This window comes from Afipia sp. GW823-FHT06G09 (assembly GCF_058794875.1).
The window spans coordinates 13197-28392 of record NZ_JBXAHF010000008.1 but is presented as its reverse complement, the minus strand read 5'-3'; the positions used below and the strand labels follow the sequence as shown (position 1 = coordinate 28392).

General features: G+C 59.2%; 12 protein-coding genes and 1 pseudogene. 6 read left to right on the top strand and 7 right to left on the bottom strand.

The window, feature by feature from the left end; genetic code table 11:
- Nucleotide 1: 1 nt before the first annotated feature.
- Nucleotides 2–664 (bottom strand): TetR/AcrR family transcriptional regulator, encoded by a 663-nt coding sequence (locus AC1Q67_RS25095; RefSeq protein ID WP_492237997.1) that lies wholly within the window; start codon nucleotides 662–664, stop codon nucleotides 2–4.
- Between the two features lie 121 nt (nucleotides 665–785).
- Here AC1Q67_RS25095 and AC1Q67_RS25090 point away from each other — a divergent pair, with 121 nt between their 5' ends.
- The 4 genes and pseudogenes from AC1Q67_RS25090 to AC1Q67_RS25075 form a co-directional block, all read left to right on the top strand.
- The gene (locus tag AC1Q67_RS25090) at nucleotides 786–1892 is read left to right on the top strand and encodes an efflux RND transporter periplasmic adaptor subunit (protein WP_492237999.1); all 1107 of its coding nucleotides are present in this window, start codon (nucleotides 786–788) and stop codon (nucleotides 1890–1892) included.
- On the top strand, nucleotides 1889–2965 hold the full coding sequence (locus AC1Q67_RS25085; protein WP_492238001.1) for an efflux RND transporter periplasmic adaptor subunit: 1077 nt from the start codon (nucleotides 1889–1891) through the stop codon (nucleotides 2963–2965). The genes AC1Q67_RS25090 and AC1Q67_RS25085 overlap by 4 nt, the downstream gene beginning before the upstream one ends.
- Nucleotides 2962–6114, top strand: a complete 3153-nt coding sequence (locus AC1Q67_RS25080; protein WP_492238003.1) for an efflux RND transporter permease subunit — start codon at nucleotides 2962–2964, stop codon at nucleotides 6112–6114. The genes AC1Q67_RS25085 and AC1Q67_RS25080 overlap by 4 nt, the downstream gene beginning before the upstream one ends.
- Nucleotides 6115–6358: 244 nt before the next feature.
- Nucleotides 6359–6601: pseudogene (locus tag AC1Q67_RS25075) on the top strand (patatin-like phospholipase family protein); the annotation flags it as partial.
- Nucleotides 6602–6636: 35 nt separating this feature from the next.
- Here AC1Q67_RS25075 and AC1Q67_RS25070 read toward each other — a convergent pair.
- The 5 genes from AC1Q67_RS25070 to AC1Q67_RS25050 all read right to left on the bottom strand — a co-directional run bounded on the left by AC1Q67_RS25070 (nucleotide 6637) and on the right by AC1Q67_RS25050 (nucleotide 11183).
- Entirely contained in the window at nucleotides 6637–7611 is a 975-nt protein-coding gene (locus tag AC1Q67_RS25070) for an LLM class flavin-dependent oxidoreductase (protein WP_492238005.1), read from the bottom strand.
- Between the two features lie 114 nt (nucleotides 7612–7725).
- The gene (locus AC1Q67_RS25065) at nucleotides 7726–8982 is read right to left on the bottom strand and encodes a pyridoxal-phosphate dependent enzyme (RefSeq protein ID WP_492238007.1); all 1257 of its coding nucleotides are present in this window, start codon (nucleotides 8980–8982) and stop codon (nucleotides 7726–7728) included.
- Nucleotides 8983–9009: 27 nt separating this feature from the next.
- A complete protein-coding gene (locus AC1Q67_RS25060; protein WP_492238009.1) occupies nucleotides 9010–9489 on the bottom strand; it encodes a RidA family protein in 480 nt (159 codons plus the stop codon).
- Nucleotides 9490–9501: 12 nt separating this feature from the next.
- Nucleotides 9502–10164 (bottom strand): NADPH-dependent F420 reductase, encoded by a 663-nt coding sequence (gene npdG, locus AC1Q67_RS25055; protein ID WP_492238011.1) that lies wholly within the window; start codon nucleotides 10162–10164, stop codon nucleotides 9502–9504.
- 5 nt (nucleotides 10165–10169) lie between these two features.
- On the bottom strand, nucleotides 10170–11183 hold the full coding sequence (locus AC1Q67_RS25050) for an LLM class flavin-dependent oxidoreductase (RefSeq protein ID WP_492238013.1): 1014 nt from the start codon (nucleotides 11181–11183) through the stop codon (nucleotides 10170–10172).
- A 195-nt stretch (nucleotides 11184–11378) separates the two neighbouring features.
- Between AC1Q67_RS25050 and AC1Q67_RS25045 the strand changes: the two genes are divergently transcribed.
- The gene (locus AC1Q67_RS25045) at nucleotides 11379–12575 is read left to right on the top strand and encodes a M24 family metallopeptidase (protein ID WP_492238015.1); all 1197 of its coding nucleotides are present in this window, start codon (nucleotides 11379–11381) and stop codon (nucleotides 12573–12575) included.
- A 14-nt stretch (nucleotides 12576–12589) separates the two neighbouring features.
- Here the strand turns inward: AC1Q67_RS25045 and AC1Q67_RS25040 are convergent, their stop codons facing one another.
- The gene (locus AC1Q67_RS25040; RefSeq protein ID WP_492238016.1) at nucleotides 12590–13375 is read right to left on the bottom strand and encodes an IclR family transcriptional regulator; all 786 of its coding nucleotides are present in this window, start codon (nucleotides 13373–13375) and stop codon (nucleotides 12590–12592) included.
- A 670-nt stretch (nucleotides 13376–14045) separates the two neighbouring features.
- Between AC1Q67_RS25040 and AC1Q67_RS25035 the strand changes: the two genes are divergently transcribed.
- On the top strand, nucleotides 14046–15185 hold the full coding sequence (locus AC1Q67_RS25035; protein WP_492238180.1) for an ABC transporter substrate-binding protein: 1140 nt from the start codon (nucleotides 14046–14048) through the stop codon (nucleotides 15183–15185).
- Nucleotides 15186–15196: the final 11 nt, after the last annotated feature.

Below are 15196 nucleotides of genomic sequence, written 5' to 3'. Positions count from 1 at the left end.
TTTACGGCCTCCAGTCCGCCGCACAAGCTGCAAGAAAGAAATTGACCCGTTCGTGCAAGAACGTCGGCAGCTCTCTTCTAAGATCCTTCAGTTCCTCACCCATCAGAGATCTCATGAGCATCGGAAGCAGAATGAGATCCATAAACATTTGCGCGGTCGCAACGCTCCGCTTTGCGCTGAAAGGTCCCTTTGACGTGCGCACGGCTCGCTGCGTTGCTTCGTTCAAGAGTTGCGAAACTGCGCCAGCCGCGCGGTCGCGCGCCGCGTCGTGAACATTTCGGCTCAACTCGGGAAATCGCCGCGCCTCGGCGATCGTGGCGCGCGTAAGATCCAATGTGTCCTCGACAAATCTCTCCACGATCTCAATGCCGAGATTGGTGAGTTTTTCCTGGATGGTGCGGCCTGTCGGCGCGAACCCCTCAAAATCTGTCAATCCGTTGATGGTCCGGGCCACCACAGCCGCGAATAGCGCCTCCTTGCCGGGGAAATGGGCATAGATGGTCGGTTTGCTCGCGGGGGCCAGCTCGGAGATATCGTCGATGCTGGCACTCCGAAAGCCCTTCTCGAGAAAGAGCTGCTGGGCTGCGTCGAGAATCCGCGCCTGAACGTCGCCGGCAAGGTCCTTGGGCGGTCTGCCGCGTTTCGGGCTTTTGGTCTTCGCCATCACGATCTCCTAGTCAAATTGCGCGCGTAGATCCCACTTGACACGCCCGGGACTGAAATGCAATTAAAAGAAAATATACGGTATAGTGTAGTTAATGCCGTCAAAAGCTGAGGAGGTCGTCGTGACTGGGTGCACCGTGCGCAAGGGCAAGTTGAGTGGTGCGGGAGGCCTTGTGGTCGCGCTTGTCGCAATCGCGCTGAGTGGCTGCAACGACCACGCCGCTGCTCCCATCGCCCGTCCCGCGATCGTGCGCACAGAGATCGTGCAGCCGCGCGACCGACAAGCCTCGGTCACCCTGACCGGCGAAATCCAGGCCCGCTTCCGCGCCGACCTCTCGTTCCGCGTCAGCGGACGGGTGCTTGCACGCTATGTCGATGTCGGTGCCCGCGTCCAGGCTGGCGAAGTCCTGGCTCTGCTCGATCCAGCGGAGCAGCAGGCCGATGTCGATGCCGCGACCGCGGCGTTGCTGGCTGCAGAATTCCAGCTGCGTGTGGCCAAGGTAACCTTCGAACGGCAGAACGCGCTGATCGCAAGCGGTTTCACCACGCGGCCAGTCTACGATCAGGCGCAGGAGGGATTGCGAACCGCAGAAGGCGTGCTTGAGGCAGCAAAAGCTGCGCTTGGAACGTCGAAAGACGCCCTTGGCTATACCGCGCTGCGCGCCGAAGCGGCAGGCGTGATCACGGCGCGCAATTTGGAGGTCGGCCAGGTCGTACAGGCCGCGCAGCCCGTTTTCTCGCTGGCACAGGACGGTGAACGGGACGCCGTCTTCGACGTCTACGAATCGCTTTTCTTCGGCGATCTTGACGGCAGCCGTATCTCCTTGGCGCTTATCTCCGATACGGCCGTGACGGCGAACGGGCATGTCAGGGAAGTCTCTCCTGCGATCGATGGGAAGAGCGCGACCATCCGCGTCAAGGTTGCCATCCAGGATTCACCAGCAGCGATGACGCTTGGAAGCGCCGTTGCAGGGACTATCAAAACGAAAGCCCAACAGCAGATTGCGTTGCCCTGGAATGCATTAGCGGCGACGGGAGCGAAGCCGGCGGTTTGGATCGTCGATCCGGTGACCAAAGCGGCTGTGCTCCAGCCGGTGACGATCGGCGGTTATGAAGCCCGTGAAGTGCTGATCAAGGCGGGTCTCGAGCCGGGCGATCGCGTTGTTATCGATGGCGGCAAGCTGCTGAGCGTTGGCCAGGCCGTGACATATGAGGGAGATTCATCATGAACAAGCGCGCCATGATTGCGACCGCCACGTTTGTATCCTCGCTGGTGCTGGCTGGATGTCAGCAGGATTCGAAGGCGCCCGAGCCTGTGCGACCCGTGCTGTCGATGGTCCTTGAGCCGAGCCGCACGGACGGCATCGTCGCCGTGGGCGTTGTTGAGCCGCAGTACAAGACCAATCTGGCGTTCCGCGTCTTGGGACGTCTGACCGGGCGTCCCGTCTCCGTTGGCGACCTCGTCAGAGAAGGACAAACTGTCGGTGTCATCGATGCCACAGCTCTGGAGCTTGCGGTACGCTCGGCCAAGGCTGAGCTTACGAAGGCCGAGGCGCAACTGGCGACTGCAACGGCGACGGAGGAGCGGCAGCGAGCCCTCATCACAACCGGTGCCACCACAAAGCAGACACTGGACAATGCCGAACAGGCGCGCGCCGGTGCCGACGCATCGGTAGCGCACGCACAGGCAAACCTGACCAAGGCCATCGAGCAACGTGGCTATGCCCAGATCAAGGCGGATTTCGCTGGCGTCGTTACCGCGGTGGGTGCGGAGGTCGGACAGGTGGTCTCCCCTGGCCAAAGTGTCGTGACAGTCGCGAGGCCCGACATCAGGGAAGCGGTGGTCGATATCGGAGAAGATTTTCCGGTGCCGCTAGAAATTGGCCTGCCATTCACGGTCGGCTTACAGCTGCTCCCCGCGGTTCAGGTCGAAGGCAAGGTTCGCGAGATCGCGCCGCAGGCAGACCCCGCAACGCGCCTGCGGCGGGTCCGCATTGCACTGAACAACCCCTCTGAAAGCTTCCGCTTAGGCACGACTATTACGGCGAAGCTCGGCAAAAGGCAAAGTCCGACATTGCGCGTCCCCGCCTCAGCGGTGCTCGCCCAGGATGGCGCGAATTTCGTCTGGGTCGTCGATCAGCCGACGAGCACGGTGTTGCTGCAAAAAGTCGATCTTGCCACCGACCAAGCGGGTGCCCGCGTCACCAGCGGGCTTGCTGCCGGCGCGCGCATCGTGACCGCCGGAATCCACAGCCTCAAACAAGGACAGCAAGTCCGTATCGAACAGGATCAGAAGCCATGAAGTCGTTCAACCTTTCCGACTGGGCGCTCGGCCATCGCTCGCTCGTCTGGTATTTCATGATCGCCTTCATGGCGGCAGGGCTTTGGGCATATCTTCAACTTGGGCGTCAGGAGGATCCTGACTTCACCATCAAGACCATGGTGATTCAGGCCCAATGGCCGGGTGCCTCGCCTGAAGAGATGACGCGCCAGGTCACCGACAGGATCGAGAAGAAGCTCGAGGAGCTGGAATCGCTCGACTATACCAAGAGCGTCACGGTCGCCGGCCAGACCACCGTCTTTGTCTATCTGCGCGACACGATAAAAGCGTCGGACGTCAAGCCGACCTGGGTGCGCGTGCGCAACATGATCGCCGATATCAAGGGTGACTTCCCGCAAGGCGTGATCGGGCCGGGCTTCAACGACCGCTTCGGCGATGTGTTCGGCAATATCTACGCTTTCACCAGCGACGGCCTGACGCAGCGTCAGCTGCGCGATGAGGTCGAAAACATCCGCGCCAAGGTCCTGACCGTGCCGGACGTCGGCAAGGTGGATATTCTGGGCGCGCAGGATGAGGTGATCTATCTCGAATTCTCCACCCGCAAGATCGCGGCCCTTGGTCTCGACGTTCGCTCCATCATGGCCTCCCTGCAGGGGCAGAACGCGGTCGCGCAGTCCGGTGTATTCCAGGAAGGCCCCGAGCGGATCAGCGTCCGCGTGAACGGTCAGTTCACCTCCGAGGCAAGCCTGGAGGCGGTCAATCTGCGCATCAACGACCGCTTCTTTCCTCTGACTGACGTTGCGACCATCACGCGCAGTTATGTTGATCCGGCCAAGACGTTGTTCAGGTACAACGGCGAGCCCGCGATCGCCCTCGCCATCGGCATGAAGTCCGGGGCGAACCTGCTGCACTTCGGCGAGGCGCTGAAGGAGCAAATGTCGAAGATCATCGCCGATCTTCCGATCGGCGTCGGTGTTCATCAGGCCGCCAATCAGCCAGTCATTGTCGAGGAGGCCGTCTCGGGCTTCACTCAAGCGCTGTTCGAGGCCGTGGTCATCGTGCTCGCAATCAGTTTTCTCAGTCTTGGCATGCGGGCCGGACTGGTGGTCGCGATTGCGATCCCGCTGGTGCTCGCCATTACCTTCGTCGTGATGGCATATGCAGGTATCTCCCTGCAGCGCATTTCCCTTGGCGCCCTGATTATCGCGCTGGGACTTCTGGTGGATGACGCCATGATTGCCGTCGAAATGATGGTGGCCCGGCTTGAGATCGGCGATCCCCTCGAAAAGGCGGCGACCCACGTCTATACATCGACCGCCTTTCCAATGCTGACCGGCACACTGGTGACCGTCGCCGGCTTTATTCCGATCGGACTGAACAGCAGCAATGCTGGCGAGTTCACCTTCACTCTGTTCGTGGTCATTGCGGTGTCGTTGATCGTGTCGTGGGTCGTCGCGGTGCTGTTCACCCCGCTGCTCGGCGTCGCTATCCTGCCTGCCAAAATGAAGGGCCATCATGATGAGAAGGGCCGGGTGGCGCAAATATTTGCGCGTTTGCTTTTCTTCTGTATGCATCACCGATGGACCACGATCGGGGTGACTGTTGCGGCCTTCCTGATCGCCTTGTTCGGCATGAAGTTCATACCGCAGCAGTTCTTTCCCTCCTCGGACCGCAGCGAGCTGGTGATCGACTGGAGTTTGCCGCAGAACGCCTCGATTTCAGACACCAACGCGCAGATGGCGCGCTTTGAGCGCGAACAGTTGCAGGGCAATGGCTCAGTCGAGCACTGGTCAACTTATGTCGGCACTGGCGCTCCGCGGTTCCTCCTGTCATTCGATGTGCAGACGGCGAATACCTGGTTCGGCCAACAGGTCGTCGTGACCAAGGGCGGCATCAAGGCGCGCGACCGGGTCAAGGCGCAGTTCGAGGACTATCTGCAGAAGACGTTTCCCGGCACTGACACCTACGTCAAGTTGCTCGAAGTGGGTCCTCCGGTTGGACGTCCTGTGCAATACCGCGTAAGCGGGCCAGACATCGCAAAGGTCAGGGATATCTCGCAGAAACTCGCCGGCATCGTCCGGACCAATCCCGATCTCGGCCACGTTGTGTTCGATTGGATGGAGCCTGCGCGTGTCGTCAAGGTCGACGTTCTCCAGGACAAGGCGCGTCAGCTCGGCGTAACATCGGAAGACATCGCTGCGGCATTGAGCTCCGTGCTCGAAGGTACGCCCATTACCAAGGTTCGCGACAGCATCTACCTCGTGAATGTGACAGGGCGCGCTACGGCGGCCGAGCGTGCCTCGATCGATACGCTGCGCGATCTGCAATTGCCTGGGGTCGGCGGTCAGTCGGTGCCGCTCGGGGCCCTGGCCAATCTGCGCTACGAACTCGAACAGCCGACGATCTGGCGACGCGCGAGAATTCCCACTATAACGCTGAAGGCGGGCATCCTCGACAACGTTCAGCCGAAGACGATCATGGACCAGCTCGCGCCGAAGATAGCGGAGTTCGAGAAGGACCTGCCGGCGGGATATTCGGTCAAGGTCGGAGGCTCCGTAGAGGAGAGCGCCAAGAGCCAAGGGCCCATCGTGGCGGTGGTGCCACTGATGCTCTTCGTGATGGCTACCGTCTTGATGGTTCAGCTGCAGAGCTTCCATCGCTTGTTCCTGGTGTTTGCAGTCGCGCCGCTTGCCGTAATCGGCGTCGTTATGGCCATGCTGCCGAGCGGCGCGCCTCTCGGTTTCGTTGCCATCCTTGGCGTGCTGGCGCTGATCGGCATCCTGGTCCGAAACTCGGTGATCCTGATCGTGCAGATTGAGGATCTGAGGAAGGAGGGGCGCCCGGCCTGGGAGGCTGTTGTGGAGGCGACCGAGCATCGCATGCGGCCGATTCTCCTGACCGCCGCCGCCGCAAGTCTCGCGTTGATTCCAATAGCGCGCGAGATCTTCTGGGGCCCGATGGCATACGCGATGATGGGCGGCATCATCGTCGGCACGCTGCTGACACTCTTGTTCCTACCGGCGCTCTATGTCGCGTGGTTCCGGATCCACCCTGATCACCGCGATGGCCAGCCAACGCGTGAGATGGTTGATCCGGCGCATGACACCCATTCGTCGAACACGACTCTCGCGCAAAACGCGCCGATGCCAGCCCTTGAGACGCAAGTCTAGAATGGAGGCAATGAGGTCATGAAAATCACTCTTGGCGCGGTCCGTCAGCCCCACAGGCGCGCTCTGGTAGTACGAATTCGCAGCGACGAAACAGCTGAAGCACGAGCATGTGAAGATGGTTACTTGATCTGAGGTTAATAAAACTATACGGTATAGTTTATTAATGCGAACTGCGACGCTTGCCATGTCCCGAACCGGCCTGAACGCAAGCTTGCGCATCGCGAACCGAGAGCACACGCGAACCATGAACTTTCAGTTTCAACGGCACCTCGCAACATTCGATTGCATAGCTTTGCTTCTTCAAGGCGGCGGCGCTCTGGGGGCATACCAAGGAGGCGTCTACGAGGCGTTGGCCGAAGCCGACATCCATCCGGATTGGATTGCAGGCATTTCGATTGGAGCGATTAACGCTGCGATTATTGCGGGCAATCCGCCAGCCTCCCGAGTTGACCGGCTTCGCGAGTTTTGGACGCAGGTGACGTCGGACGTCGCCGCGGGCGACTATTTCGGGGAAGGTCGAGTTCACTCCGATTTCCCGACAGCGGCGAATACGCGCTTCAGCTGCTGGACTTCACCGACGCCAGCTGCGACAATCTCGTCGATCCCGACATCTTCATAGGCCTTGATCGCCTGATTGAACTGCTCCGGTGTTCCGCTCGCGGCGTGATTCCGGACCACGTCATCGGAGACCAGCTCTTCCACTGTACTCCAGTCTTCTTGAGCGTAGGCTGCAGCAAGAGCAGCCTGATCGAGCGATGTTCCTGCAAGGGACAGATTGCGCGCGTGATGCTGGCCGCGCAGAATGAATGCCAGGATTCGCCGTAGCCTGTCGTGCGCGGCGACTTCGTTGTCGGCCGTGGACACGAAAGCTAGGGCTGTTTTCTGGATTCGCCGGCCGGACTGCTCTTCGCCCTTGCGAACCAGATCCAGTGTCCAGCGAATGAAGGCGGGCGAGGTTGCAGCGCTGATGAGAACGCCATCAGCGAGGGCGCCGGCGAGCTCGAGCATTTGAGGGCCCGACGCGGCCAGAAAGATCGGCAGGTCCTGCGCGCCGATCGATAGGCGCCGGCCCGAAACCTTGAATTTCTGGCCCTCGTGCTCGACCGTCTCGCCACTCAGCAGCGCGCGTGCGATCTGGATCGATTCACGCAGCGTCGCGAGCGGATGCTCGGCGGTAAGCCCGGCTGCTTCCAGATCACGGGGAGCGCCGACGCCAAAACAGAGTTTGACGCGGCCTGGGAATTGTTCGTTCAGGGTTGCTGCAGCCATCGTGCTGTAGACCGGGTGCACCGAATAGGGGCTCATCGCCATCAGGGCGATTTTGACGTTCTTCGTCGCTGAAAGAATGAGCGCGGCTGTTGCAATCGGTTCGCGCTGGAAAAGATGCGAGGCAAGCCAGATGGTTGATGCCTTGCTATCGTCCGCCAGTTTGGCCATGGCCCGAAGGGAATCGAGTGTTTCGCTGCCTTCCAGTGAGAGTCCGAATTCGCTACGCATGATGTTTCTCTTTATTCGAACGACGCGGAATTGATGTGGAGTCGATGCTACACTGGCGATTTTACAATCGAAGCTTCACGCGGCCAAATGTTGCTGTCAGATGCCGCCTTTGCACTATTGCGGGAAGATCTTTCTGGATTTCAACAGCTCGATCGACTCGCCGAGATTCGCGGGCAGGGTGATCATTTCGCCCAGCGAAGATTCTGCCGTGACGGGATCTTTCAGGCCGGAGGCAGTGAGCAGGGACACGACGGAATGGTGAGGTTCGATCTTGCCGGAACGGACGAGATACTCCACGGCGGCAACTCCGGCGGCCGTCGATGCTTCCACGAACAGGCCTTCCTGACGGGAGAGCAGATCCTGCCAGCGAAGCATGTTTTCGTTCCCGATGGTCACTGCAGCGCCGCCCGACCTTCGCACGATATCCAGCGCCTGAAAGGTTCCCCGGGTGGCGTTGATCGAGACCGCGATAGACGCTGAGTTCGAGCGAATGTCCGGCGGCGTATCGACGCCGCTGGCAAGGGCTGCGCCGATCGAGCCATACGTTTCGGCCGCGACCATGCGCGGCATGCGGTCGGTCCAGCCTAAGGCCATCATGTCCTGAAAACCGCGCCACATACCCAGCAGCGCGTCTCCATAACAGACAGGAAGAATGCACCAGTCTGGTACGGACCAATTCAATTGCTCCGCGATCTCATAGGCCAAGGTCTTGTACCCTTCGATGCCGTATGGATTGCTGCCGACGACCGGCCCGAAAAATGGCGATGTCGGAAACCAACCGTAGTTACGAACGGCATGTTCCATCAGCGTCCAACGATCATCCTTGTGCTCGCAGGCGATCACTTCTGCCCCATAGGCGCGCATCTGCGTCACCATGGGGCCGGATGTGCCCTTGAAGGTGAATATCACACAGCGGAGGCCGGCCTTGGCGGCATAAGCCGCCGCGGCGGCACCGGCATTGCCGGACGAACTTGAGACGATAACCTTGGCACCCATCTTTCTGGCCGATGACACCGCAAGGCAGGCGAGGCGATCCTTGAAGGACCAGGTCGGATTTCTCGTCTCGTCCTTGCCGTAGAGGCGCGGGAGGCTGAGGTCTGCACCGATCCGGTCCAGCCGATGCAGCGGAGAGCCACCTTCACCAAGGCTGACGCCTTCTGCTTGGTTGACCGGTAGCAGATCGCCATAACGCCACAGCCCGTAACCGGCTTCCGCAGACGGCTTCGGACGGGGGTGACACATGGTCTCGTCATAGGCGACCATCAGGTTGCTGCGGGTTGCCGGACGGCAGGCCGGGCAATCCTCGGCGAAGTGATCAGGGGCGTAACGCGTGCCGCATCGGACGCATTCGAGACCTAGAATGAGAGCCATGGCTTTGCTTTATCTGTGGCGCCGCGATCAGCTCGGGGCGATTTCAAACATGGCTTCGACCTCGACGGCGCAATCGAGCGGAAGCTGTGCGACGCCGACAGTCGAGCGCGCATGTCGGCCGATATCACCGAAAACATCCACCATGAGATTCGACGCACCGTTCATAACCTGCGGCACGGAATCATATGTCGGAGCTGAATTGATAAAGCCACCTAGGCGGACGCAACGCCGAATACGGCTAAGATCTCCCTGCAGAGCAACCTTGGCTTGCGCGAGTACGTTGATCGCGCAGAGCCTCGCTGCAGCCTGTCCCGCCTCAAGCGAGACGCTGTCACCCAGTTTGCCGCGATGGGTGTCTTCAAGCTTGCCTTCTGCGTTCAAACAAAGCTGACCGGAAATCACCAGCAGATTTCCGGTGAAAACCGCCGGAACGTAATTAGCCAGCGGAGCGGCTGGCGTCGGCAGGGTGATGCCAAGCTTCTTGAGATTGCTGTCAATCGAACTCATGTTTTGATTCCGTTACGCCAGGCCGGAAATGGTGATGCCGGCGCCCTTCACTTTGTATTTGCGATTGATTGAGATGAGGACGGAGGTCAAAGCCTCCGCTGCGGCCGAATTTGCCAGCGCGCCGCCATCGACGCCGCGATTGCTCACGGCATCCGCAAGCTTGATCACTTCACCACGCGCATCGGCATCGTCACCAAAGACCAGAACGTCGCAGTCGGCCTTTCCGCCGGCGTGAAGCTTCTGCGAGCCGACATTATGGAACGCGCCGACGACGCGCGAGGTCGAATCGAGCGCTGTTTGTGCGATCCGGGCTGCTGAGCCTGCACTCGGGAGCTGAACAACCGAGACCTTCGGTGGGACGAGCGGCACGACAGCCGTGACGACGATCTTGCCCTTAGCAGCGTCCTTGATCTCGGCGAGGCTTGCTTCGTAGTTGGAAAACGGCACTGCGACGACGATGATATCGCTCTTCGCGGCTGCACCGGCATTCGTGTCGCCGCTGACGTTCGAGAAGCCTTCCGCGGTCAATTGAGAAACCGCTTCCTGAGCGCGCTCGGCCGAACGCGATCCGAGAACGACGGGATATCCCGCACGGCTCCAGCTCCGCGCGAGACCGGAACCGAGATCGCCGGTGCCGCCGACGATCGACAGGGTGGGAAGAGATGCGTTCGACATACTCGTTAGGCCTTCACCAGATGCGGCATGACTTCTTCCGCGAAGATCTGCATCTGCTCGAGTAGTTCGGGTACCGTGTTCACTGCGAAGTAAAGGCCGAGGAGATGGGTAGCGCCTGCTTCTTTCAGCTTCAGCCCGAGGTCGATGACATGCTGGGCGTCGCCGACGAGGTTGATGTCCTCGTGTGCAACTGCGCCCTGATCCTTGAGTGTCGATTTGCTCAATGAAACAAGGTGATTGTACATTTGCGACTGCTTGAATTTGGCGATAGCCTGTTCGCGGGTTTTCCCGACATAAACGATGTACTGAGGTGCGACTTCGAGCTTGGTTCCGTCGCGGCCGCTCTCCGCTGCGAGCTCGTGCAGCATCTTCGTGCATTCACGCAGCTTGGAGACTTCGACGCAGGCCGGCATCCATCCGTCGCCTGCGCGCGCGGCGCGCTGGATTGCATTTGGATTGTTGCCGCCGAGATAAAGCGGCAAGGTCGACTGAAGGGGCTTCGGGAACATTTCAACGTCACGATACTGATAGTATTCGCCATCGTGCGACGCGGACCGTTCGGTGAAGAGCTGCCGCAGTGCCTTCAGGCCTTCGTCGACCATATTGCCGCGATGCGCCTTGAAGTTTGGCTGCAGGGCCTCGAATTCCTCGCGATATGCGCCGACGCCGATACCGATCTCCACGCGTCCGTTGCTGAACTGATCGAGCGTCGCAATCTGCTTTGCGGTCACGACGATGTCGCGGCGCATTGGCAGAATCAGCATTCCGGTGCCCATGCGGAGCGTTTTGGTGGCGGCGGCGATGAAGCCGTAGGTGATCAATGGTTCCCAGTAGTTCGGAGGCGTGGAGAATTCTTCGCGCACATAGTGCTGGGTGGTCATGTGGTCATTGCCCCAGACCGAGTGATAGCCCAGCCGTTCGGCGTGAACCGCGATATCGACGATGTCCTTCGGGGTCGAGAAAGGCACCGGATACATCAGGCCTTCCATGCCCGTCGGGAGTCCCACGCTGATCTTCATTCTCATCTCCGGTTATTTGTTTCAAATAAAGAAACGCTGTTTTCATCAATGAACCACTGGGAGATCGTATCGTCAAGGCGGAAGCAGCGGCTTTCCCGGGTGAATACTCGAATCAAGCCGTTTCCAAGTTGACGATGACGAGATGTCGTGTCACACATAATGAAATAGTGTTTCAATATATAAAACAGGTGAAGAATGCTGGCGCACGTTGAGCGGCTGAAGCGGAAAATGTCCGATGAAAATCTGGACGGGTTGGTCGCGGCGACCACGGAGAACGTGCATTACCTGACGGATATCAAGAGTGTTTCGCTGCATTTGCATCCGTATTTCGGCCAATGCTATGCGGTCATTACGCGCGACGCCCCTGAGGAGGTCACCTTCGTTTCGTCCACAGGCGAGATCGACCAGGTGCTGGATAGCACCGCCAACATTGTCGAAGCTGTTAATTTTGGCGTTTTCTATCGCGAACATCACACCCGGGAAGCGTTGCCACAGCACGAGCGGCGTCTTCAGAGCCTCACCAATAATCCCGCGCAACCGAATGGTGCGGCAGCGCTTGCGTCCGCATTGAAGAAGGCCGGACTTGCCGGAAAGCGCGTCGGGCTGGACGAGAATGGCTTCCGGATCGGTGTGGAAGCGGCGCTCAGGAAAGAACTGGCGACGACAGACTTCGTTCCGGCTTCCGCAGCATTTGCGTGGGTGCGTCGCGTCAAGACCGCGGAAGAAGTGCGGCGTATCGCACGCGCGGGCCTTATCACCGAGCAGGCCATCGCGGCCGCAGTATCGATTGCGCAACAGGGTGTGACAGAGCGGGAGCTGTATCTCGAGTTCAACCGCTCGATCGTATCGCAAGGTGGACGTCCCGAATTCACGATGATTCGCTTCGGGCGGAACAGCGTGGGCGGCCAGATCAAGCCGGATCGGACCCCGCTTCAGAAAGGTGACACCATCTGGTTCGATGTCGGCTGCACCTGTGACGGGTATTGGTCGGATCTGGCCCGCACATTCAGCTTTGGCGAGCCTTCAGCCCGCATTCTGGAGCTGTATCGTGCCATGGCGGAGGGGGAACGTGCGGGAATTGAGCATACACGCCCCGGCATGACGGGCGCGGACGTATTCCATCTGACAGTCCAGGCCGTGCGCGACAATGGCGAGCCCCGTTATCGCCGGCATCACGTCGGTCATAGCATCGGTGCGGAAGTTTACGAGCAGCCGATCCTCAACGACAGCAGCGATGTGGTCATCGAGCCTGGCATGGTGATCAACATCGAAACGCCGTACTACGAGTTTGGCGTCGGCGCGGTGCACGTGGAGAATCCGTTCGTGGTCTCTGAAACTGGCCCCAACGTGCTTCTGACGTCGGGCTCGCCGCGGCAGCTTGTTGTCCTCTAGCGGGGGCGAGCTGGCTATCGAATAACCGTGCTGCGGTTGGCCGCAGATATCTCGTCTGCGATCACCTGAGACAGTCGGATGATTTCATCAAGATCGAGTTTCTTCGTGTCGAGATAGTGAAGCGGGAAGCACAGTGCGAGGCCGGCGACGACCTTGCCGTCGAGGCCGGTGATGGGTGTGGCGACGGCGGCGATCTCCTCGTAGATTTCGCCGCGGTTTACGGCATAGCCGCTCTTTCTGATCTGGCGGATCTGCTTCATAAACTCCTTCTGGTTTGTAACCGTCAGGGATGTAATCTTTTCCATCGGCTTCCGGGCGAGAAGTGCTTCGATAAATTCGTCGCTCTCCTGGGAGAGCAGCAGGCGGCCCAGTGCCGAACCGTAGAGGCTGACGCTCTGGCCTGGCTCGATGATTATTTTGAGAGGGCCGCGGGACTCGTGGACTGCGATATAGGTCACGTCGTCGGAGCTCATGACGCCGATGTAGAAGTTGTACGGAAACTGCGATTCGTATTTGGCGAAGATTCGCAGGCTGATCTCGATCAGCGAATTTTGCATCGAATAATTGGCGGCGAGCTGAACGACCTTGGGTCCCAGATGATATTTTTGCGTATCGGCGTTCTTTTCCAGATAGCCGCGATCCGCCAACGTCGCGATCAGCCGATAAGTCGTTGCGGCATTGATATCCAGCGTGCGCCCCAGTTCGCGAACGCCCCAGCTTTGCTTCGATGAAGTGTACGACTCGAGGATCTTGAGGCCTCGGATAAGGGATTGGTTTCCGGCTTCAGTGCGTGCCTTCATGGGAGGCCTGATCTTTCTTGCGGCGGCGTTCTGGTGATTTCAAAAATGTCAGCGAGTGCGTTCAGTTGAGTATCGGATAGGTGATGCCCGGGGCGGCAGGCCGGATATGAAGGGTGCTTGGCGGCTACCTGATGGATCATTGCGGTCAGTTCTGGAGTATTCACGAAAGCTTTCGCTTTTGATGTCGCGCGTCAATGGGAAGCCCTCATCTGCCCGACCGGAATCCCCGTGTAACTGTTGAAATGCCCCGCACGACGAGACGCCTTTCGAGTGATATCTCGAAAACCGCGAGCGAATTGCGGCGATGGCGAAAGTCTCTTCCCCTGCGAGTGGGCTTGCTTTTGAGGCATCCAGGGCGCTGCGCGGGTTTGCCTGTCGCGCCTTTTTGTCGCGTGCGGGCGTGCGGGTGCCGTGGCGCAAGCTGACGAAGACTCTCGCGTAGAGGCTGCGGCTCGCGATGCATTCTGCAGCTCTAACATGCTCAAACTTCGCGCTCATTGCTTATTCTTTCGAGTTGATCCTTGCCCTGTATGCAGCATTATACGCGGATGTTTCTCTGAAAGAAACAATGTTTTTAACATTGAAACGCATAGAATTCGCTGTTACCGTGCCTTTTAGGGTGGGAATGGCGAGTGCGATGTCGTGCTCAAAGGAAAAAAGGGGTGTTGAAATGAAACGGAACAACGGTCGCGCACTTCTCATTGGAGGGGTTGTTGCTGCAGGCGTCTCGCTCATGGCGAGCGCAAGCTTCGCGCAGGACAAGATCATTGTCGGCGCGGTGTTGCCGATCACCGGCGTTCTGTCGCCATACGGAAAGCCGAATCTCGAAGCCATCAATCTCGCGATTGACGAAGTGAACGCTGCGGGCGGAATCAACGGCAAGAAGATCGAGCTAGTCGTTGAGGATACCCAGGCATCCAACACCACAGCGATCAATGCGCTGAACAAGGTTCTGCAGTCGAAGCCCGTCGCTGTGATCGGGCCGGGCCTTGGAACGCAAATCCTCGCGCTGCAGCCGGTGTCAGAAAAAGCCAAGGTTACGCTTATTGGCGGCGCGACGACGCCCGGCGTCACAAAAACCGGCGCGAAGTACTACTTCCGTGACAGCGGCAACGATGCCGTGGACAAAAAGGGCCTCGCGAAGTTCATCATCAACGATCTAAAGAAGACCAAGATCGGAATCATCCACGTTATGGCTGAGTGGGGCTATCAGGGACGTGACTACCTGACCAAGGAGCTGAAGGAGCAGGGCAACATCACTCCGGTTGCTGTCGCCTCGTATCAGCCGACCGACAAGGATATGACCGCACAAATCGAGACCATGAATGCGGCAGGTGCTGAAGTTGTTTTCGTTCAGGGATACCCGATCGACGAGTCGCTGACCCTGAAGAAATTCATGCAGCTCGGCGGCAAGGCGATCTATATGGCGTCCGCGAGCACCTGTAAGGCTTATCTTCGCGAGCTCGTGACGCCTGCAGAAGTCGCCGGCAAGTATTGCCAGGCGCCCGACGTGCTCCCCACGCAGAATGATCGGCCCGCGGTCAAGAAGTTCGTGGAAGATTACAAGAAGCGCGCCGGCTTCCCGCCGGACATGTATATCGCCCAGGACTATGACGCCGTCAAAATGCTGGTCGAAATCATGAAGGAAAAAGGTGTGGACCGGGATGCGATCCGCGATGGCTTCAAGACCAAGTCCTATGACGGTATTCTCGGCAACTACAAATCTGACGAGGAAGGCACGTTGTGGCACCAGCGCGTGATCATGAAGTTCGACGACAACGGTAAAACGAGCGTTGTCGCGCGAAACTGAGCGCGGATAGC

What these genes read in the sequence shown, in the direction of transcription:
- AC1Q67_RS25060 (WP_492238009.1), bottom strand. Translation starts at nt 9,489, where the DNA reads ATGAGTTCGATTGACAGCAATCTCAAGAAGCTTGGCATCACCCTGCCG.
- AC1Q67_RS25085 (WP_492238001.1), top strand. Translation starts at nt 1,889, where the DNA reads ATGAACAAGCGCGCCATGATTGCGACCGCCACGTTTGTATCCTCGCTG.
- npdG (WP_492238011.1), bottom strand. Translation starts at nt 10,164, where the DNA reads ATGTCGAACGCATCTCTTCCCACCCTGTCGATCGTCGGCGGCACCGGC.
- AC1Q67_RS25035 (WP_492238180.1), top strand. Translation starts at nt 14,046, where the DNA reads ATGAAACGGAACAACGGTCGCGCACTTCTCATTGGAGGGGTTGTTGCT.
- AC1Q67_RS25050 (WP_492238013.1), bottom strand. Translation starts at nt 11,183, where the DNA reads ATGAAGATCAGCGTGGGACTCCCGACGGGCATGGAAGGCCTGATGTAT.
- AC1Q67_RS25070 (WP_492238005.1), bottom strand. Translation starts at nt 7,611, where the DNA reads ATGCGTAGCGAATTCGGACTCTCACTGGAAGGCAGCGAAACACTCGAT.
- AC1Q67_RS25080 (WP_492238003.1), top strand. Translation starts at nt 2,962, where the DNA reads ATGAAGTCGTTCAACCTTTCCGACTGGGCGCTCGGCCATCGCTCGCTC.
- AC1Q67_RS25045 (WP_492238015.1), top strand. Translation starts at nt 11,379, where the DNA reads ATGCTGGCGCACGTTGAGCGGCTGAAGCGGAAAATGTCCGATGAAAAT.
- AC1Q67_RS25095 (WP_492237997.1), bottom strand. Translation starts at nt 664, where the DNA reads ATGGCGAAGACCAAAAGCCCGAAACGCGGCAGACCGCCCAAGGACCTT.
- AC1Q67_RS25040 (WP_492238016.1), bottom strand. Translation starts at nt 13,375, where the DNA reads ATGAAGGCACGCACTGAAGCCGGAAACCAATCCCTTATCCGAGGCCTC.
- AC1Q67_RS25065 (WP_492238007.1), bottom strand. Translation starts at nt 8,982, where the DNA reads ATGGCTCTCATTCTAGGTCTCGAATGCGTCCGATGCGGCACGCGTTAC.